Below are 18,855 nucleotides of genomic sequence, written 5' to 3'. Positions count from 1 at the left end.
TACCCAGACACGCGCAGCACGGCGTCGCGGTCGCCGGGGACGCGAGCGCCGTCGATGCGCCCGAGGGAATCCGTAGGAGTCGCCGAAGGCGAGGACGAGGATGACGAGGGGGAAGTCCGGAGCGAAGGCTCCGGACCGCAATCGTGGGCGCTCGCGGCCCCGGCGACCGCGGCGTCGGGCGACCTACGAAGATCTGATGTGACCTACGAAGTACAGAAGCAACCAATGGACATCAGGTGCGACCTACAAAGATCGGTGCAACCCTACGAAGACAGCATCAACGCCGCAATCACGTCTTCACCGACCGATGCCGGCTGATACTCATCATGATCCCGAACGCAATCCCCATCGTGAACAACGCCGTCCCCCCGTAGCTCATGAACGGTAACGGCACGCCCACCACCGGCAGGATCCCCGTCACCATCCCGATGTTCACGAATACATAGATGAACATCATCATCGTCAGCGCCCCGGCCAGCAGCCGGCCGAACTGGGATGAGGCCCGGGAAGCGATCGTCAGGCCGCGCGCCATCATCAGGCCGTACAGCACCAGGATCGCGATGCCGCCATACAGGCCGAATTCCTCGGCGTACACGGCAAAGATGAAGTCGGTCGTGCGTTCGGGGATGAAATCCAGGTGCGTCTGCGTCCCTTTCATATAGCCCTTGCCGTACACACCGCCCGAGCCCACCGCGATCATCGACTGGATCGTGTGGAAGCCCTTGCCCAGCGGGTCCGAGCTGGGGTTGAGCAGCGTGCAGACGCGGTGCTTCTGGTAGTCGTGCAGCACGACCCAGTCCACATCGGGTTCGCAGAGCTGATCTTCGTAATAGACCAGCGTGCCGATGCCGATGACGCCGGCCAGCAAGACCGGCACCAGCAGCTTGAACGACAGCCCGGCGAAATAGATCACGAAGAAGCCGGCGCCGAAGACGAGCAGCGCCGTGCCCAGGTCGGGCTGCAGCACGATCAGGCCGAAGGGCGCGGCCAGCATTGCGGCGGCGGCCAGGAAGTCGCGTACGCGCACGGCGCCTTCGTGGCGCTGGAAGTACCAGGCCAGCATCATGGGCACCGCGATTTTCATCATTTCCGAAGGCTGGATGCGCGTGACGCCCAGGTTCAGCCAGCGGGTCGCGCCCTTGCTGGTCTCGCCGAAGAACTCGACGCCCAGCAGCAGCACGACGCCCACCACATAGAAGGGCAAGGCCAGCTTCATCAGGAGCTTGGGCGGTATCAGCGCCATCGTCCACATCGCGAAGAACGCGATGATGAAGTTGCGCGACTGTTCCGCGAAACGCCAGTCGGTGCCGCCGACGGCCGAATGCATCACCGTCAGGCCCAGCGCCGCGAACATCAGCAGGATGGCCAGCAGCGGCCAGTCGAAGGCCGTGAAGACGCGCAGCAGGATGAGGCCAAGACGCTTCATTGTTGGCGCACCAGATCGGAGGTGATGGTGTCGACGGTCGCCATGGCATCGGCGGCCTCGGGCCGCACGATCTTGTCCTGGCGGTCCTTGGCCAGCCAGTAGTCGAACACCTTGCGCGCGACGGGGGCTGCCACGCTGGCGCCCCAGCCCGCGTTCTCGACGATCAGCGCCACGGCGATGCGCGGGTGTTCCAGCGGGGCGAAGCCCATGAAGAGCGCGTGGTCGCGCAGGCGCTCATCGATGGCGCTGGCGCGGTAGTGGCCGCCGCGCAGGCTGAACACCTGCGCGGTGCCGGTCTTGCCGGCGGCCTGGTAGGGGGTGTTGGCGAACGCGCGGCGCGCCGTGCCGGCCTTCACCACGTCGGCCATGGCGTTCTTGATCACGTCCACATTGGCCTGCTTGAGCGGAATGCGGTAGTCGGGCGGCGCCTCGGTAGGCTTGGCCACGCCCGTGCGCGAGTCGCGCACCGCGTGCACCAGATGCGGGCGGCGGTACAGGCCGTTGTTGGCCAGCGTGGACGTGCCCTGCGCCAGCTGCAGCAACGTGAAGGCGTTGTAGCCCTGTCCGACCGCCACGGAGATCGTTTCGCCTGCGTACCAGCGCTGGCGCTCCTTGTCCTTGTAGGCCGCGCGCTTCCAGTCGGTGGACGGCAGCACGCCGCGCTTCTCGCCTTCCAGGTCGATGCCGGTGATCTGGCCGAATCCGAACTGCTTGGTGAAGTCGTGCAGCGCGTTCACGCCGATCTCGGGGCCGAGCGAGTAGAAATAGGTGTCGGAGGACACGACAATGGCCTTGTGCATGTCCGTCATGCCGTAGGCCGCGCCCCCCGCGTTGCGGAATTTCTGTCCGCCGAATTCGTAATAGCCGGGGTCCGAGATGCGGTCGGTCGCGCGGCGCTTGCCCAGCTCCAGCGCGGCCAGGCCCACGAACGGCTTGTATGTGGACCCGATGGGGTACGTGCCGTACAGGGGACGGTTGATCAGCGGATGGTCCGGCGATTCGTTCAGCATGCGCCAGTTGTCCACGTCGATGCCGTCCACGAACAGGTTGGGGTCGAAGGACGGCTGCGACACGAAGGCCAGGACCTCGCCCGTGTCCGGATCGATGGCGACCAGCGCGCCGCGCTGTCCCGCGAACGCCTCTTCGGCCACCTTCTGCAGGCCCATGTCGATGGACAGCATGATGTCCGAGCCCGGCACCGGATCGATGCGGCGCAACGTGCGCATGGGGCGGCCGCCGGCGGTGACTTCGACTTCTTCCAGGCCCGTGCGTCCGTGCAGTTGTTCTTCCCAGGTCTTCTCGATGCCCTTCTTGCCGATGACCTCAGTGCCGCGATAGTTGCCGAGCTGTCCGGCGCGGTCCAGCTCTTCGATGTCGTTGTCGGCGATGCGGCCGATGTAGCCCACCACGTGCGCGGCGGACACGCCTTGCGGGTACTCGCGCACCCAGCGGGCGCGCAATTCCACGCCAGGGAACTGGAACGCGTGCGCGGCGAACCAGGCCGCCTCGGTGTCGTTCAGGTTGTTGCGCAATTGCAGGCTGGCGTAGCGGCTGGACTCGGCCGCGCGGCGCTTGAAGCGGCGCTGGTCGGACGGGCTGATGTAGACGACCTGGGTCAGGCGCTCGAAGAGTTCGTTCATGTTGCCCGCCTGCGCGGGCACGACTTCGAGGGTGTAGGTGCGATAGTTGCGGGCCAGGACCTCGCCGTTGCGGTCCAGGATCTCGCCGCGGCGGGGCGGGATCGGCACGACCGCGATGCGGTTGCGGTCGGCGCGTTCGGACAGGCCTTCGTAGCGGTCGACCTGCAGGTACCAGAACCGGCCCACCAGCACGCCAAAGCAGACCAGCGCAAAGGCGCCGCCCACCCAGGCGCGCAGGCGGAAGCGCTGCTTCTGCTGCTGGCCGGTTTTCTTGAATTCAAACATGACGCAACGCCGCGGTCAGGCGGAGGAAGATTCGGCGTCGTCGACACCGCGTTGCGGCAGGTGCAGCACCCAGCCCGCCAACGGCCACAGGGCGGTCGTCAGCAACACGCTGATGCCCCACTCCCAGCCCGGCCATTTTCCGGCCAGCCACGCGTGGATGATCTGGGTCAGGAAACGGGCGATGAAGAACACAGGCAGCATGTGCATCGCCTGGCTCCAGAGATCGAACCGCTGCAGGCGGCGATGCAGGACGACGGCGCCGTAGGCCACGAGCGTGTAGGACAAGGCATGCTCGCCCAGCAGGCCGGCATCGTGCACGTCCATCAGCAGGCCGAAGAAGAAGGCCGTGAACAGGCCGACGCGGCGCGGCTCGTGGACGCACCAGAAGGCGATGATGAGCAGCAGCACGTCGGGCGCGCCCTGCCACAGGCGCCACGGCAGCAACGACACCAGCCATGCGAGGAGCACGGTGCCCCACACGAACACGGCGTGCGCCGGGCCGGACAGCCTGTCGGGATGCACGTTGCTGGGCGTGCCCAGCCGGCGCGCGGACTGGCCAGCAGCTTGTTGGTTACTCCGATCCACCGGAATCGACCTCCTGACGGTTGGATTCGGCGCGATCCACATCCACCTGTAGAACCAGGAAGTGGCGATAGCGTTCGGGGTGGGCCAGCGGTTCACACACGGCGCGCGCGAAGCCCGATGCGGTATCGCGTTCCACCGAGGTCACCTTGGCCACGGGCAGGCCGGCGGGGAACAGGCCGCCGACGCCGCTGGTGACAATAGTATCCCCTTCCTTGATGTCGGCATTGGCCGCCAGGTAGCGCACTTCCATCTTGCCGGGCGAATTGCCGCCGAACGCGATGAGGCGCAGTCCGTTGCGCAGCAGTTGCACGGGAATGGAGACCTGCTCGTCGGTGACGAGCGCCGCCTCGGCGGTCATGGGCGTCACGCGCACGATCTGGCCGACCACCCCGCCTTCGTCGATCACGGGCATGCCCGGGGCGAGCCCGTCCTTGCTGCCCTTGTTGAAGACCAGGCGCTGGGTGAAGGCGTTGGTGGGCTCGTACATGACTTCGACCACCACGGCGGACTGCGCCACGGTGTCGGTCACGCCCAGCAGGCGACGCAGTTGGGAGTTTTCGGCGGCCAGTTGGGCCGCATGGGAGGCCACCTGCGCCAGTTCGATGCGCTGGCGCTGCAGGGCCTCGTTTTCGCTGCGGATGAGATTGGCCGCGTTGACCCACTCATTGACTTGCTGGACCAGGTCGCGCGGCGCCATGACGGCGCGCTGGAAAGGATAAAGCGCCACGGAAATCGCCCGGCGCGCCGGTTCCAGCATGCGCCATTGCGAATCCATGACGATCAGAGCCAGGGCCAGGACGACCAGAACAACGAGCCGCACCTCGGCTGGTGGGCCGCGCCTGAATAGGGGGGGAGTCCCTTGTCGTTGCATGAATCTCAGCCCGGGCGCCCGCGTCCGAGGCCCCCGCAGCGGCCGGAGCCAGAAAAAAGCGGGGCTCCGGGCTGGCGGGCAATATTAGTCGTTGATAAAGATGGCGCCCAGTTTCTCAAGGTGTTCGAGCGCCTCGCCGCAACCGCGCACGACGCAGGTCAGGGGATCGTCGGCCACCACGACCGGCAGGCCGGTTTCTTCCTGGAGCAGGCGGTCCAGGTCGCGCAGCAATGCGCCGCCGCCGGTCAGGGCGATACCCTTGTCGGTGATGTCGGCGCCCAGCTCGGGCGGCGTCTGTTCCAGGGCGATCTTGACGGCGGACACGATCTGGTTGAGCGGATCGGTCAGCGATTCCAGGATCTCGTTGGACGACACCGTGAAGCTGCGCGGCACGCCTTCGGCCAGGTTGCGGCCCTTGACTTCGATTTCGCGGACTTCGGAACCCGGGAACGCCGAGCCGATTTCCTTCTTGATCAGTTCGGCCGTGGGTTCGCCGATCAGCATGCCGTAGTTGCGGCGGATGTAGTTGACGATGGCTTCGTCGAACTTGTCGCCGCCGACGCGCACGGAACCCTTGTAGACCATGCCGCCCAGCGAGATGACGGCCACTTCGGTGGTGCCGCCGCCGATGTCGACGACCATCGAACCGCTGGCATCGGACACGGCCAGGCCGGCGCCGATGGCGGCGGCCATGGGTTCTTCGATCAGGAAGACGTGCGAAGCGCCGGCGCCCAGCGCCGATTCACGGATGGCGCGGCGTTCGACCTGGGTGGAGCCGCAAGGCACGCAGACGATGATCCGCGGGCTGGGGGCCAGCATGTTGCGGGGGTGCACCATGCGAATGAACTGCTTGAGCATCTGCTCGGTCACCGTGAAGTCGGCGATCACGCCGTCCTTCATGGGCCGGATGGCCTCGATGTTGCCGGGAACTCGGCCGAGCATCTGCTTGGCTTCGTGCCCGACGGCCTGGATGATCTTCTTGCCGTGGGGGCCGCCTTCATGACGGATTGCGACCACGGACGGTTCATCGAGCACGATGCCCTTGCCGCGGACGTAAATCAGCGTATTGGCGGTACCGAGGTCAATCGCCATATCGCTGGAAAAATAACTGCGCAGGAATCCGAACATGGGAGCTCAGCTAAATTCTGGGGGGAATTGGGGTCAAGCCGCGGGGCGTCTGGCCCGCAAAACAACGGGTCCGCCTGTCATCACGGCGATTAAACCGTGAATCATAACTTATAATTTCCCCGGAAATAGCGCATAAATGCAGGCTATTCAAGCTTTGTAACGGGTTCGGCGTATGCATACTGCCCGGTCCCGCCCCTCGGCCTTCGCTTATCGATTTTGCAATCCCCCATGGCGCTCAATGACACAGATGTGGCCCGCATTGCCCGGCTGGCCAGAATCGAACTGACCCCCGACCAGCGCACCGTCGCGCAGGCCGAACTCAACGGCATCCTCCACCTGATCGAACGGCTTCAGTCCGTCGATACCCAAGGCGTCGAACCCCTGGCGCATCCCTTGTCCGCCCACGAGGACATCGTATTGCGCCTGCGTGAAGACGCCGTGACCGAAGCCGGTTCGGAAGCCCGCCGCCAGGAACTGCTGGCCAACGCGCCCGACGCCCAGGACGGCCTGTTCCTGGTTCCCAAGGTCCTGGAATAAGTCATGACGAAACCTGCCCTGCACACCCAATTCGAGGGGATCGCCGGCCTGCGCGCGGCCCTCGCCCAGCGCGAAGTCAGCGCCGTCGACCTGGCGCAAAGCGCCCTGTCGGCCGCCGAAGCGGCCAGCGGCCTGAATACCTTTTTACATATTGACGCCGAATTGACGCTGGCCCAGGCGCGCGCGGCCGATGCCGCCCTGGCGGCCGGCACCGCGGGTCCGCTGGCCGGTATCCCTATCGCCCACAAGGACGCGTTCGTCACGCGCGGCTGGCGCACCACCGCGGGCAGCAAGATGCTCGAAGGCTACGTCAGCCCGTTCGACGCCACCGTCGTGGAACGCCTGGGCGCGGCGGGCGCCGTGTCGCTGGGCAAGCTGAACTGCGATGAATTCGCCATGGGGTCCGGCAACGAGAACTCCGCCTACGGCGCCGTGAAGAACCCGTGGGACCACGCTGCCGTGCCCGGCGGCTCGTCGGGCGGCTCCGCCGCCGCCGTGGCCGCGCGCCTGGTGGCCGCGGCCACCGGCACCGACACCGGCGGTTCGGTGCGCCAGCCCGCCGCCCTGTGCGGTGTCAGCGGCATCAAGCCCACCTACGGCACCGTCTCGCGCTACGGCATGGTGGCCTTCGGCTCCAGCCTGGACCAGGCCGGTCCGCTGGCGCCCAGCAGCCGCGACCTGCTCGAGCTGCTGGACGTCATCAGCGGGTTTGACCCGCGCGACGCCACCAGCCTGGAAAAATGCGACGGCGCGGTCAATGCGCCCGGCCGCGTGCGCCGCGACTTCGACGCGGCCCAAGGCCGTTTCGACGCGGCCGGCAGCCAGCCCCTGAAGGGCCTGCGCATCGGCGTGCCGGAAGAATATTTCGGCGCGGGCCTCGCCCCCGACGTGGCGGCCGCCGTGCAGGCCGCGCTGGTGCAGTTCGAGGCGCTGGGCGCCGTGCGCGTGCCGGTCTCGCTGCCGCGCACCGAACTGGCCATCCCCGCCTACTACGTAATCGCCCCCGCCGAAGCGTCCAGCAACCTGGCCCGCTATGATGGCGTGCGCTACGGCCATCGCGCCAAGCAGTACGGCGACCTGAACGAAATGATCAGCCGCTCGCGCGCCGAAGGCTTCGGCGACGAGGTCAAGCGCCGCATCCTGATCGGCACCTACGTGCTGTCCCATGGCTACTACGACGCCTACTACCTGCAGGCCCAGCGCCTGCGCCGCCTGATCGCGCAGGACTTCCAGCGCGCCTTTGCCGGCCAGTGCGACGTCATCATGGGCCCGGTCACGCCCACCGTCGCCAAGAACATCGGCGACAACCGCGACGACCCGACCGCCGACTGGCTGGCCGACGTCTACACGCTGGGCGTCAGCCTGGCGGGCCTGCCCGCCATGTCGGTCCCCTGCGGCTTTGGCGGAGAGCGCGGTTTGCGCCCCATCGGCCTGCAGATCATCGGCAACTACTTCGACGAAGGCCGCCTGCTGGCCATCGCCGACCGCTACCAACACGTGACGGACTGGCATCAGCGTGCCCCTGTCCAGCAAGGCTGAGAACATGAACTGGGAAATCGTCATCGGCCTGGAAACGCACACGCAGCTTTCCACGGACTCCAAGATTTTTTCGGGCAGCAGCACGCGATTCGGCGCCGCGCCCAACACGCAGGCCAATGAAGTCGACCTGGCCCTGCCGGGCAGCCTGCCGGTCATGAACCGCGGCGCGGCCGAACGCGCCATCCGCTTCGGCCTGGCCGTGGGCGCCAAGATCGCACCGCGCTCGGTCTTTGCGCGCAAGAACTACTTCTACCCCGACCTGCCCAAGGGCTACCAGATCAGCCAGTACGAACTGCCGGTAGTGGTGGGCGGTTCGCTGTCGTTCTTTGTCGGCGAAGAGGAAAAGACCGTCAACCTGACGCGCGCCCACCTGGAAGAAGACGCGGGCAAGTCCCTGCACGACGACTTCAGCCTGTCCAATGGCGGCCCGGCCAGCGGCATCGACCTGAATCGCGCCGGCACCCCGCTGCTGGAGATCGTGACCGAGCCCGAAATGCGCTCCGCGGCCGAGGCCGTGGCCTACGCCCGCGCGCTGCACAGCCTGGTCGTCTGGCTGGGCATCTGCGACGGCAACATGCAGGAAGGCTCATTCCGCTGCGACGCCAACGTGTCGGTGCGCCCCGTGGGCCAGAAGGAATTCGGCACCCGCACCGAGATCAAGAACGTCAACTCGTTCCGCTTCCTGGAACGCGCCATCATCTATGAAGCGCGCCGCCAGATCGAGCTGATCGAGGACGGCGGCACGGTCGTCCAGGAAACCCGCCTGTACGACGCCGATCGCGACGAAACCCGCAGCATGCGCAGCAAGGAAGACGCGCACGACTACCGCTACTTCCCCGATCCCGACCTGCCCACGCTGGTGATCTCCAGCGAATGGGTCGACGAGGTCCGCGCCGCCATGCCCGAGCTGCCGGCCGCCCAGCGCGCCCGCTTCGAGTCCGAGTACGGCCTGCCCGCCTACGACGCCGCCCAACTGACCGTCAGCCGCGACCTGGCCGCCTACTTCCAGGCCGTCGCGAACGCGCTGCCGGCCGGCCAGGCCAAGCTCGCGTCCAACTGGGTCATGGGCGAAGTCGCCGCCGCGCTCAACAAGGAAGAAAAGACCATCGCCGAATCGCCCGTCGCGGCGCCGGCGCTGGCGGCCCTGATCGGCCGCATCATCGACGGCACGATCTCCAACAAGATCGCGCGCGAAGTCTTTGGCGCCATGTGGGCCGGCGAAAACGGCGGCGACGCCGACGCCATCATCGAGGCCCGCGGCCTGAAGCAGATCAGCGACACGGGCGCCATCGGCGCCATGATCGACGAGGTGCTGGCCGCCAACCCGGCCATTGTCGATGAGTACCGCGCGGGCAAGCAGAAGGCGTTCAACTCGCTGGTCGGCCAGATCATGAAGGCCGCCCGCGGCAAGGCGAACCCGCAGCAGGTCAACGATTTGCTCAAGCAGAAGCTGGATAGCTGATCGACGGGCCAGCCCGTCACCACGGGGCCGGCGCAATATCAGACCAATCCGAAGGCCGCGGCATCTTGTCGCGGCCTTTTGTTTGGCCAAGAATGGTCAGGTCGAATTCGCCGGAAACTTGGCCATGAATTACATCGAGATCAGCAGCAGCGACTTGCTGCACCGATTCACCGATTACCTGCAGGCCCTCAGCCAGGGCCAGCACTTCATCATCGCTGTTGATGGCGTGCGACGCGCCAGGCTTACGCCCGTCCTGCCCGATACGTCGCTGGACGCCCACGACGCCCTGGAAGCCATGAAGCGCCTGCACACCGCGCCCCCTGTCTCCCACGAAACGATCCGTTCTTGGATAGAAGAAGGGCGGGAATGAATACCATCCATCTGGTGCCAGACGCGTCGGTCGCCCTTGCGTGGCTGCTTGACCGCGTGGACGTCCACGAGTCGCTACTTGCGCGGCACCTGCTGGAAGTCGCCCACGGCTCGCAAAACACCGTGCCGCACATCTGGCGCGTGGAGGTCGCGAATGGCGTGCTTCGGGCCGAGCGCAGCCCGCGCATCTCTAAAGACCAAGTCACCGCGTTCAATCATCTGCTCGATGACCTGCCCATTTCTCCTGACCACGACGACGCGGTTTCCAGCATCGCGCGCACCTGTCAGCTCGCCCGCGCCCACGGCTTGACTGCCTATGACGCCAGCTATCTCGAACTCTCCCTCCGCCATCAGGCCTGCCTGGCCACCTTTGACCGCAAACTGGCGGACGCCGCACGTGCCAGCGGCATCGCGGTGTTTGGGCAGCCCCATGGCGTCGCCGAGCCCGTCGCGTCTTATGCTTCCCAGTGAAGAAAGGGCGGCTCACGGCCGCCCCAAGCACTGCACTTTCAGGCAGTGCGCTTACTTCACCCCGTACTTCGTCCGATAGGCCTGCACGGCATCGCGATGCTCGGCAAACGCCGCGTCGTCCTGCAGCAGCGCCATGATGTCCGCCAGCGACGCAATCGCCACCACCGGAATGCCGTAGGTCTTTGCCACGTCCTGCACGGCCGAATGCGGCGACAAGGCGTCGTCCGGGCCCGCGCGTTCCATGCGGTCCATGGCGATCAGCACCGCGGCCGGCTCCGCGCCAGCCGCGCGGATGATTTCAACCGACTCGCGCACCGAGGTCCCTGCCGTGATCACGTCGTCGATGATGACGACCTTGCCCTTGAGCGGGGCGCCGACCAGCGTACCGCCTTCGCCGTGGTCCTTGGCTTCCTTGCGGTTGTAGGCAAAGGGCACGTCATTGCGGCCCTGCAGGTCCGGATGGCTGGCCAGCGCCACGGCCGTCGCGGTCGACAGGGGGATGCCCTTGTAGGCGGGCCCGAAAAGCATGTCGAACGCCACGCCGGAGTCCAGCAGCGCCTGCGCATAGAACTGCGCCAGCTTGCCAACCGAGCGGCCGCTATTGAAAAGGCCGGCGTTGAAAAAATAGGGACTCATCCGGCCGGACTTGACCTTGAAGCTGCCAAAGCGCAGCACACCCTCGTTCAAGGCGAAGCGGACGAAATCCAGGGCGGTGACGGAGGACGGGGCGGCGGGCATGCAAGTAGATCCGGTAAGGGGAAGACCCCGCATTTTATCCGCTGTCGGCGCACATCCGGACCATCGCCGCCGAGTCGGTTAAATTCCTGGCATTGTCCGCCACCGGCGGCCGCATTACAGGAGTTTCGCTTTGCTGCGCATCACGTCGATCAACCTCAATGGCATCCGGTCCGCCTTCAAAAAGGGCCTGCAACCGTGGATGGAAAAGCACGCCGCCGACGTGCTGTGCCTGCAGGAGATCAAGGTTTCGCACGAGGACCTGACTGACGACCTGCGCCATCCGCCTGGTTATACCGGCCACTTCCACCATGCCGTGAAAAAGGGCTACAGCGGCGTGGGCATCTACCTGCGCGATGCCGCCGAGCGCGTGAACCACGGCCTGGGCTGCGAGGAATTCGACCCTGAAGGCCGCATCATCCGCGCCGACTGGAAGGACCTGTCGATCATCAGCGCCTACCTACCCTCGGGCTCCAGCGGCGACGAACGCCAGCAGGCGAAGTACCGATTCCTGGACCGGTTCGGCCCTTGGATCGACGCCCTGATGCACGAACACAAGACGACCGGCCGCGAATTCGTCATTTGCGGCGACTGGAACATCGCCCACAAGGAAATCGACCTGAAGAACTGGAAGGGCAACATGAAGAATTCGGGCTTTCTGCCCGAAGAACGCGCCTGGCTGACTGACGTCTTCGACAAGCGCGGTTTCGTGGACGTGTTTCGCACCATCGACGACCGGCCCGACCAGTACACCTGGTGGAGCAACCGGGGCCAGGCCTGGGCAAAGAACGTGGGGTGGCGTATCGATTACCAGATCGCCACGCCGGGCATCGCCGCCAAGGCACGCAGCGTCGCCATCTACAAGGACGAACGCTTCTCGGATCACGCGCCCCTGACGATCGATTACGACACGACCTTGCGAGCCTGATTTTTCTCAAGAAATTAATGGGGACACAATTCGTCCCCATTCGCCGCAATGCCACCCGTGCGGGCTCGCCAGCGGCATGCCGCCACGGCAAACCATCGGCCGCTCTCCTATGAGCGTATCGGCCGTTAAAACGGGGACATATTAATTTCCCCTGAAAATTCAAGCCTGACAAGCATCGGCGACCGCTCCCCCCCGATATCCGGGGATACTCCCGCATTATTACGTCCCCATTTATAGGCGTGCAAAAATCCGTTTGATATCAATGCGATGGCGCGATTTTCCGCTTTGCGCAGGGCAACATTTTGCCCCTACAATCTCCGCACCAATTAGGTGCAGTCTTGCACCAAAACAAACTGATAGCGCCCCAATCTGGCGCAATTTCCGCACCTATTCGAAGCACCCCCGAGGAGATCATGGTGAAAGTGCAGAGTCTGGACGACTTCCTGCGTGGCGTCGCCGCGCGCGACCCGCAGCAACCCGAGTACATGCAAGCCGTCCAGGAGGTGATGGTCAGTCTCTGGCCTTTCGTCGAAAAGCATCCCCACTATGCCGAACACGCCCTGCTGGAGCGCCTGGTTGAGCCGGAACGCGTCATCCAGTTCCGCGTCTGCTGGACCGACGACCAGGGCCGCGCCCAGGTCAACCGCGCCTTCCGCATCCAGCACAGTTCCGCGATCGGCCCGTTCAAGGGCGGCATGCGTTTTCATCCCTCGGTGAACCTGTCGATCCTGAAGTTCCTGGCCTTTGAACAGACCTTGAAAAACTCGCTGACCACGCTGCCCATGGGCGGCGGCAAGGGCGGCTCGGATTTCGATCCCAAGGGCAAGTCCGACGCCGAAGTCATGCGTTTCTGCCAGGCGCTGATGATCGAGCTGTACCGCCACCTGGGTCCGGACACCGATGTGCCCGCCGGCGATATCGGCGTGGGCGCGCGTGAGGTCGGCTTCATGGCCGGCATGATGAAGAAGCTGTCCAATTCGACCGCCAGCGTCTTCACCGGCAAGGGCCTGACCTTCGGCGGCAGCCTGATCCGCCCCGAAGCCACGGGCTACGGCACCGTCTACTTTGCCGAGGAAATGCTCAAGCGTGTGGGCAAGTCCTTCGACGGGCTGCGCGTGTCGGTGTCGGGCTCCGGCAATGTGGCGCAATACGCCATCGAGAAGGCGATGTCGCTGGGCGCACGCGTGGTCACGGTGTCGGATTCGAGCGGCACGGTCGTGGACGAGGCGGGTTTCAACCACGAAAAGCTCGTGGCGCTGATGCACATCAAGAATGACCTGCGCGGCCGCCTGGACACCTACGCCCGCCAGTTCGGGCTGCAGTACGAAGCCGGCAAGCGTCCGTGGCACGTGCCCGTCGACGTCGCCCTGCCCTGCGCCACGCAGAATGAACTGGAACTGGCCGATGCGCAGACGCTCATCAAGAACGGCGTGCTGTGCGTGGCCGAAGGCGCCAACATGCCCGCCACGCTGGACGCCGCTAAAGCCTTCATCGCCGCGCGCGTGCTGTATGCGCCGGGCAAGGCCAGCAACGCCGGCGGCGTGGCCGTATCGGGTCTGGAAATGGCCCAGAACTCGGCCCGCCTGTCGTGGACCCGCGACGAAGTCGACGCCCGCCTGCACGCCATCATGCGCGACATCCACGAAAACTGCGTGCGCCACGGCCACACCGAGCGCGAGTACGTCAACTATCTGGACGGCGCCAACATCGCCGGCTTCGTCAAGGTCGCGGACGCGATGCGCCAGCAAGGCCTGTATTGAGCCGGGCCCGTTGATCCGGGCCCGTTGACCCAGGCCCATTCATCCGCGCCCGCGGAGCCCGCACCGCCCGACGGCCCATCCCGGCTTCTCGGGCGGTACATAAGGAAAGGCCGACTCGTGAACTGACCCCCGAAAGTTGGACGTAGATCCAACCTTCGGGGGTTTTTACATGGCGAAGTACGACGTGCATTTCAAATTGGACGCGGTTAGGAGATACCTGGCGCAAGAGGGGGGCAGCAAGGCGATCGCTGCCTCATTGGGGATTGACCATTCCCACCTGCGGCGATGGATCGCGGCATTCCAGAGCCATGGGCAGGCCGGTCTGGCAAGGAAGCACAGCCACTATGACGCGCAGTTCAAATTGCGTGTTTTGAGCCATGCCCGCCGAGAAGGGTTGTCCGATCGCGAGGTGGCCGGGCTCTATGACATTCGCGGTGCTGGCTCTGTAGGCAGGTGGCGGACTCAGTATGATGGACACGGAATGGGCGCGTTGGAGCCCAAGTCGAAAAGAAGAAAGGCCATGCCGCACAAGCCCCCGCCCGAACCCGTATCCGAAGAGATGACGCTGGAAGAACTCCAAAAGGAGTTGGCGTATCTGCGCGCGGAGAACGACTATCTAAAAAAAATGAAGGCCTTAATCGAAGCGGAAAAGACCAAAGCGCTCGCTGGAAAGCGCAAGTAGTCCAAGGATTAAGGCCCAAGCATCCGCTCGAACTGCTGCTACGAGCGGCGAAGCTCTCGCGCAGCACGTTCTACTACCATTTGAAGGCGTCGGCCGCCGTGGACTCGTACGCCGAGCTCAAGCAGCGCATCGGCGCGGTCTACGCACGCCATAAGGGCCGCTATGGCTACCGCCGGATCACGGCGGAGCTGCGCCAGGCGGGCGAACTGGTGAACCACAAGACGGTGCAGAAGCTGATGCAGATGCTGGACTTGAAGTCGCTCGTGCGCGCCAAGAAGTACCGCTCCTACCGAGGCCAGTCGCACCACGTGGCGGTCAACGTGCTAGCGCGCGACTTCGAAGCGGAGCGTCCGAACCAGAAGTGGGTTACCGACGTGACCGAGTTCAACGTGCGCGGCGAGAAGCTGTACCTGTCGCCGGTGATGGACCTGTATAACGGCGAGATCGTGGCCTACGAGACCAGCCGCCGGCCGGTGTTCAAGCTCGTGGGCAGCATGTTGAAGAAGGCGCTGGCGCGGCTGCGGCCGACGGAGCGTCCCGTGCTGCACTCTGACCAGGGCTGGCAATACCAGCAGCCCATCTACCGGCGAATGCTGGCGGCCCGGTCCGTGACCCAGAGCATGTCACGCAAGGGCAACTGCCTGGACAACGCTGCCATGGAAAGCTTCTTCGGCACGCTCAAGGCTGAGTTCTTCCACCTGAACCGCTTCGAGAGCGTCGACCAGTTGCAGGCCGGCATCCGACAGTACATCCGTTACTACAATCACGATCGCATCAAGCTCAAGCTAAAAGGCCTGAGCCCGGTGCAATACCGAGCTCAGGCCTTCGGGCTTTAGCTTCTGACGTCCAACTTCTGGGGGTCAGTTCATCGCTGAGTCGGCCTTCTTTTTTTTGAGACGGCAGGCGCAAGGGGCGTTGCGCCGGCATCCGCGCCCACTGCGCGGCCTTGCCCGCCCGCGCAGATCAGTGCTTCATGGCGCCGTGGTCGTGGCTCATGCCGGGATTGTGCGAAGCCGGCTTGACCTTGAACTCCACGGCGACTTCGCCCGCCTTTTCGAACTTGAGCGTGGCCGGCACAGTGGCGCCATCCTTGAACGGCGCCTTCAGCTTGATGAACATGACGTGGTAGCCGCCCGGGCTGAGCTTGACCCCGCCGTCTGCGGGCAGCGGGATGCCGCCTTCCACCTGGCGCATCCGCGACACGCCGCCCTCGGTCTGCACGGTGTGCAGTTCCACGCGTTCCGCGGCGTCCGAGGTCACCGACAGCAGGCGGTCCGGCGCCTTGGCGTCGTTGTCGATATCCATGTACCCCGCGCCGTTGGCCTGGCCCGGCGCGGAGGCGCGAACCCAGAGGTCATCGACCTCGATCTGGCCTGCCTTGTAGTCCTTGGCCCACGCCGTGCCGGCGGTGCACAGGCCAATAGCGGCAATGGCGACAAACTTGCGGAAGTGCATTGGTGTCCTCCTGAGACGTTAACGACGCCTGACCAGGCTGCGCGCGGCTGACAGAACCGAGTCGGTCAAGGCTTCCATCGCCTCGGAGTTTACCCGCCAATGCTGCCAGTAGAGCGGCACGTCTTCCCAGGCGCGGCCGCGCAGCAGGACCAGTTGACCGGCGTCAAGGTGCTCCTGCACGAGCGGCAGCGGGTTCATCGTCCAGCCCAATCCGCCCAGCGTGGCCTGCACGAAGGCCCGCGTGGAAGGGACCCACCACACCGGCGGCTCCCACGGCGCGGGGTCCGCGATCTTGTGGGCAAAGCGCGCCTGCAGGGCGTCCTTGCGGTTGAACACCAGCACGGGCGCCTGCGCCAGGGTCTGCGCATTGACGCCCGAAGAAAAATAGCGCTTGTGGAAGTCGGGCGTGCACGTGGCCACGTAGCGCATGCTGCCCAGCGCGTGGATGCGGCAACCCTGCACCGGATCGGCCAGCGTGGTCACGGCGCCCAGCACCGACCCGTTGCGCAGCAGCGCGGCGGTGTGGTCCTGGTCTTCGGACAGCATGTCCAGCGTGGCGCGGGTGCGTGTCGAGAACTGCAGGGCGGCATCGACGAACCAGGTTTCCAGGCTGTCGTGATTGACCGCGATGGGAATGCTGGCGTGCGGCACGTCGTCGTCGGCCACGCCCAGCCGGTTCAGCGCGTCGTGCTCCAGCAGCGCGGTCTGTTCGGCCAGCTGGACCAGCACCTGGCCGTCCGCGGTGGCTGCGGCGGGCACGGTGCGCTGGACCAGCAGCCGGCCCATCCGGTCTTCCAGCGCCTTGATGCGCTGCGACACCGCCGACGGCGTCACGCTCAGGGACAACGCCGCCCGTTCGAAGCTGCCTTCGCGCACCACCGCCGCCAACGCGCGCAGGTTCCCGTGGTCGATTTTCATCGGATTAGAAATACTTAATATAGTGAAGGAAAATTAGCTGTATTTCATACACATGGCAAGGGAAAATGACGCATTGCCGAACGCTCCCCGCGTCCGGCCAGCCATCAAGGCGCCGCCACAGGCGTTGCAGTCACAGGTAATCGCATCATGTTCGCCACCTTGTCATCCCCCGCATTCCTCACCGCCTGGGTCAGCGGTACCGCCACCGGCCTGGGCCTGTTCGCCGTGGTGGGCGCGCAAAGCGCGTTCATCCTGCGCCAGGGGTTGATGCGCGCGCACCTCCTGAGCGTCGTCGCCATCTGCGCGCTGATCGACGCCGTCTTCATTTTTGCCAGCGTGTCCGGACTGCAAGCCCTGACGGCCTGGTTCCCCTGGCTGACGACCGCCGTGTTGTGGTTTGGCGTGGCCTTCCTGACCTGGTACGCGGCCCAATCCGCGCGCCGCGCATGGACCGCGACGGGCGGCCTGGCCGCGGCCCGCGACGTCGTGCCCTCGCGCCGCGCCGCCGTGCTGGGCGCCCTGGGCTTTTCGCTGCTCAACCCGCATTTCTGGCTGGACATGGTGGTGGTCGGTTCGCTGGCCCACGGTTTCGAGGATGCGCGCATGGCCTTCGCCGCGGGCGCCTTCACGGCCAGCCTGCTGTGGTTGGCGGTGCTGGGCATCGGCTCGCGGCTCTTTGCCCCTTTCTTTGCCAGCGCCACGGCCTGGCGCGTGCTGGACGGCATCATCGCGGTGGTCATGGCCGGCCTGGCGCTCAGCCTGGCGGTCAAGGGCGTCTGACTCTCTTACCGCCCCTGCGCGTCACCGCCCTCGTCCGCTCGGCACGGGCGGGACGCAAAAAAAGCCCGGCTGATGCCGGGCTATGTCTTCGAATCGCCGGTTCCCGCGGCGCGGCCGCCTGGCCGGAGAGCCAGCGCGGGCGGCGCGCGCCAAAGGGCGAGGTCGGCCTCAGACGATCGTCAGCGTCACGTCGATGTTGCCGCGCGTCGCGTTCGAGTACGGGCAGACGATGTGCGCCGCCGCCACCAGCTTTTCCGCTTGCTCGCGGTCCAGGCCCGGCAGCGAGATCTTCAGTTCGACTTCGATGCCGAAACCGGTGGGGGTCGCGCCGATGCCGACGTTGCCGTTGACCGAGACGTCCGCGGGGATCGCGATCTTGTCGCGGTTGGCGACGAACTTCATGGCGCCCAGGAAGCAGGCCGCGTATCCGACGGCGAACAGTTGTTCCGGGTTGGTGCCCGCGGCGCCGGCGCCGCCCAGTTCGCGCGGCGTGGTCAGCTTGACGTCGAGGTTGCCGTCATCGCTGACGCCACGGCCTTCACGGCCGCCGGTTGCGGTGGCGCTGGCACGGTAGAGGACTTTTTCGATGGACATGGTGCGTTTCCTTTTGGATGAAAAGTGGGACTGCTTGCCTTCTCGGGACCCATTCCCGGTTCGGCGGTTACCGCTGACTTGCCATTGCAATACTGCCATTTCAGTATCGCACGATCATATCGTGCGCTACTTATTAGACCGGACGATGACAGGCATCGTCCTGACCTCTCAAAGACTTTCGACCAGCTTCTCCCGCAGCGCATGCAGCGTCTTCATCATGCCCTGCGCCTCGTCCAGCGAGCACTGCGCGGCCGCGGCGACCGAATGGGGCACGGCTTCGGCCTTTTCCCGCAGGTCGCGGCCCTGTCTGGTCAGGCCCACGATCACCTGGCGTTCGTCGTCCACGGCGCGCTGGCGCGTCACCAGGCCCGCGGCCTCCAGGCGCTTGAGCAGCGGCGTGAGCGTGGCGGAGTCCAGGAACAGGCGGTCGCCGATATCCGTCACCGTGATCTCGTCGCCCTCCCACAGCACCAGCATCACCAGGTACTGCGGGTAGGTCAGATCCAGCCCGCGCAACAGCTTGCGGTACACCTTGTTCATCGCCAGCGAGGTCGAGTACAGGGCGAAGCACAACTGGCTGTCCAGCAGCAGCGGGTTGAAAGCGCCTTTGGTCTTGGTTCTGGATTTCATGGCGCAATATTAAATAGCGCGCGATTTATCGTCAAGCCCTTTTTTGCGTGCCAGACAGCG

At 65.4% G+C, this 18,855-nt stretch carries 19 protein-coding genes; 9 read left to right on the top strand and 10 right to left on the bottom strand.

All coding sequences use genetic code 11. From position 1 onward, the window contains the following. Window positions 1-289: 289 nt before the first annotated feature. The 5 genes from rodA to BXA00_RS10875 form a co-directional block, all read right to left on the bottom strand. A complete protein-coding gene (gene rodA / locus BXA00_RS10895) occupies window positions 290-1,426 on the bottom strand; it encodes a rod shape-determining protein RodA (RefSeq protein WP_076518509.1) in 1,137 nt (378 codons plus the stop codon). Further along, entirely contained in the window at window positions 1,423-3,351 is a 1,929-nt protein-coding gene (mrdA, locus tag BXA00_RS10890) for a penicillin-binding protein 2 (protein ID WP_076518508.1), read from the bottom strand. The genes rodA and mrdA overlap by 4 nt, the downstream gene beginning before the upstream one ends. Before the next feature lie 15 nt (window positions 3,352-3,366). Further along, window positions 3,367-3,873 carry a rod shape-determining protein MreD gene (gene mreD, locus BXA00_RS10885; protein WP_156902912.1) on the bottom strand — a complete coding sequence of 169 codons (507 nt, stop codon included), beginning with the start codon at window positions 3,871-3,873 and terminating at the stop codon, window positions 3,367-3,369. A gap of 49 nt (window positions 3,874-3,922) precedes the next feature. Further along, entirely contained in the window at window positions 3,923-4,807 is an 885-nt protein-coding gene (mreC, locus tag BXA00_RS10880; protein ID WP_076518506.1) for a rod shape-determining protein MreC, read from the bottom strand. Between the two features lie 84 nt (window positions 4,808-4,891). After that, window positions 4,892-5,935: a rod shape-determining protein gene (locus BXA00_RS10875; RefSeq protein ID WP_006216320.1), complete on the bottom strand. Its 1,044-nt coding sequence runs from the start codon at window positions 5,933-5,935 to the stop codon at window positions 4,892-4,894. Between the two features lie 228 nt (window positions 5,936-6,163). Between BXA00_RS10875 and gatC the strand changes: the two genes are divergently transcribed. The 5 genes from gatC (at window position 6,164) to BXA00_RS10850 (ending at window position 10,313) form a co-directional block, all read left to right on the top strand. Next, on the top strand, window positions 6,164-6,472 hold the full coding sequence (gatC, locus tag BXA00_RS10870) for an Asp-tRNA(Asn)/Glu-tRNA(Gln) amidotransferase subunit GatC (RefSeq protein ID WP_076518505.1): 309 nt from the start codon (window positions 6,164-6,166) through the stop codon (window positions 6,470-6,472). A 3-nt stretch (window positions 6,473-6,475) separates the two neighbouring features. Continuing rightward, on the top strand, window positions 6,476-8,011 hold the full coding sequence (gene gatA, locus BXA00_RS10865) for an Asp-tRNA(Asn)/Glu-tRNA(Gln) amidotransferase subunit GatA (RefSeq protein WP_076518504.1): 1,536 nt from the start codon (window positions 6,476-6,478) through the stop codon (window positions 8,009-8,011). A gap of 4 nt (window positions 8,012-8,015) precedes the next feature. Further along, the gene (gatB, locus tag BXA00_RS10860; RefSeq protein ID WP_076521903.1) at window positions 8,016-9,473 is read left to right on the top strand and encodes an Asp-tRNA(Asn)/Glu-tRNA(Gln) amidotransferase subunit GatB; all 1,458 of its coding nucleotides are present in this window, start codon (window positions 8,016-8,018) and stop codon (window positions 9,471-9,473) included. Between the two features lie 124 nt (window positions 9,474-9,597). Next, complete coding sequence (locus BXA00_RS10855; RefSeq protein ID WP_076521902.1) at window positions 9,598-9,843, top strand: hypothetical protein; 246 nt, start codon at window positions 9,598-9,600, stop codon at window positions 9,841-9,843. After that, a complete protein-coding gene (locus BXA00_RS10850; RefSeq protein ID WP_083714240.1) occupies window positions 9,840-10,313 on the top strand; it encodes a type II toxin-antitoxin system VapC family toxin in 474 nt (157 codons plus the stop codon). The genes BXA00_RS10855 and BXA00_RS10850 overlap by 4 nt, the downstream gene beginning before the upstream one ends. A gap of 51 nt (window positions 10,314-10,364) precedes the next feature. Here the strand turns inward: BXA00_RS10850 and pyrE are convergent, their stop codons facing one another. Continuing rightward, a complete protein-coding gene (pyrE, locus tag BXA00_RS10845) occupies window positions 10,365-11,051 on the bottom strand; it encodes an orotate phosphoribosyltransferase (RefSeq protein WP_076518503.1) in 687 nt (228 codons plus the stop codon). Between the two features lie 130 nt (window positions 11,052-11,181). Between pyrE and BXA00_RS10840 the strand changes: the two genes are divergently transcribed. The 3 genes from BXA00_RS10840 (at window position 11,182) to BXA00_RS28825 (ending at window position 15,254) form a co-directional block, all read left to right on the top strand. Next, the gene (locus BXA00_RS10840) at window positions 11,182-11,976 is read left to right on the top strand and encodes an exodeoxyribonuclease III (protein ID WP_076518502.1); all 795 of its coding nucleotides are present in this window, start codon (window positions 11,182-11,184) and stop codon (window positions 11,974-11,976) included. Window positions 11,977-12,389: 413 nt separating this feature from the next. Continuing rightward, window positions 12,390-13,736 carry an NADP-specific glutamate dehydrogenase gene (gene gdhA, locus BXA00_RS10835; protein WP_076518501.1) on the top strand — a complete coding sequence of 449 codons (1,347 nt, stop codon included), beginning with the start codon at window positions 12,390-12,392 and terminating at the stop codon, window positions 13,734-13,736. A 169-nt stretch (window positions 13,737-13,905) separates the two neighbouring features. Further along, window positions 13,906-15,254, top strand: a protein-coding gene (locus tag BXA00_RS28825) for an IS3 family transposase (protein ID WP_369825590.1) whose coding sequence is annotated in 2 segments (ribosomal slippage) — window positions 13,906-14,389 and window positions 14,389-15,254 — 1,350 coding nt in all. Because the reading frame shifts where the segments join, the coding sequence is not laid out codon by codon here. A 127-nt stretch (window positions 15,255-15,381) separates the two neighbouring features. On the opposite strand, the gene BXA00_RS10820 is transcribed toward BXA00_RS28825, so the two are convergent. Both BXA00_RS10820 and BXA00_RS10815 read right to left on the bottom strand, forming a co-directional pair. Beyond that, entirely contained in the window at window positions 15,382-15,873 is a 492-nt protein-coding gene (locus BXA00_RS10820; RefSeq protein WP_076518500.1) for a copper chaperone PCu(A)C, read from the bottom strand. An 18-nt stretch (window positions 15,874-15,891) separates the two neighbouring features. Then, entirely contained in the window at window positions 15,892-16,791 is a 900-nt protein-coding gene (locus BXA00_RS10815; protein ID WP_076518499.1) for a LysR family transcriptional regulator ArgP, read from the bottom strand. Window positions 16,792-16,938: 147 nt separating this feature from the next. Between BXA00_RS10815 and BXA00_RS10810 the strand changes: the two genes are divergently transcribed. After that, entirely contained in the window at window positions 16,939-17,571 is a 633-nt protein-coding gene (locus tag BXA00_RS10810; protein WP_076518498.1) for a LysE/ArgO family amino acid transporter, read from the top strand. 168 nt (window positions 17,572-17,739) lie between these two features. Here BXA00_RS10810 and BXA00_RS10805 read toward each other — a convergent pair whose 3' ends face one another. Beyond that, window positions 17,740-18,165 carry an organic hydroperoxide resistance protein gene (locus tag BXA00_RS10805; RefSeq protein ID WP_076518497.1) on the bottom strand — a complete coding sequence of 142 codons (426 nt, stop codon included), beginning with the start codon at window positions 18,163-18,165 and terminating at the stop codon, window positions 17,740-17,742. A 168-nt stretch (window positions 18,166-18,333) separates the two neighbouring features. Beyond that, on the bottom strand, window positions 18,334-18,795 hold the full coding sequence (locus BXA00_RS10800; protein WP_076518496.1) for a MarR family winged helix-turn-helix transcriptional regulator: 462 nt from the start codon (window positions 18,793-18,795) through the stop codon (window positions 18,334-18,336). Window positions 18,796-18,855: the final 60 nt, after the last annotated feature.

Origin of the sequence: Achromobacter sp. MFA1 R4 (assembly GCF_900156745.1) — a bacterium.
Taxonomy (GTDB): domain Bacteria; phylum Pseudomonadota; class Gammaproteobacteria; order Burkholderiales; family Burkholderiaceae_B; genus Achromobacter.
This window is presented reverse-complemented; position numbering and strand designations above follow the sequence as displayed.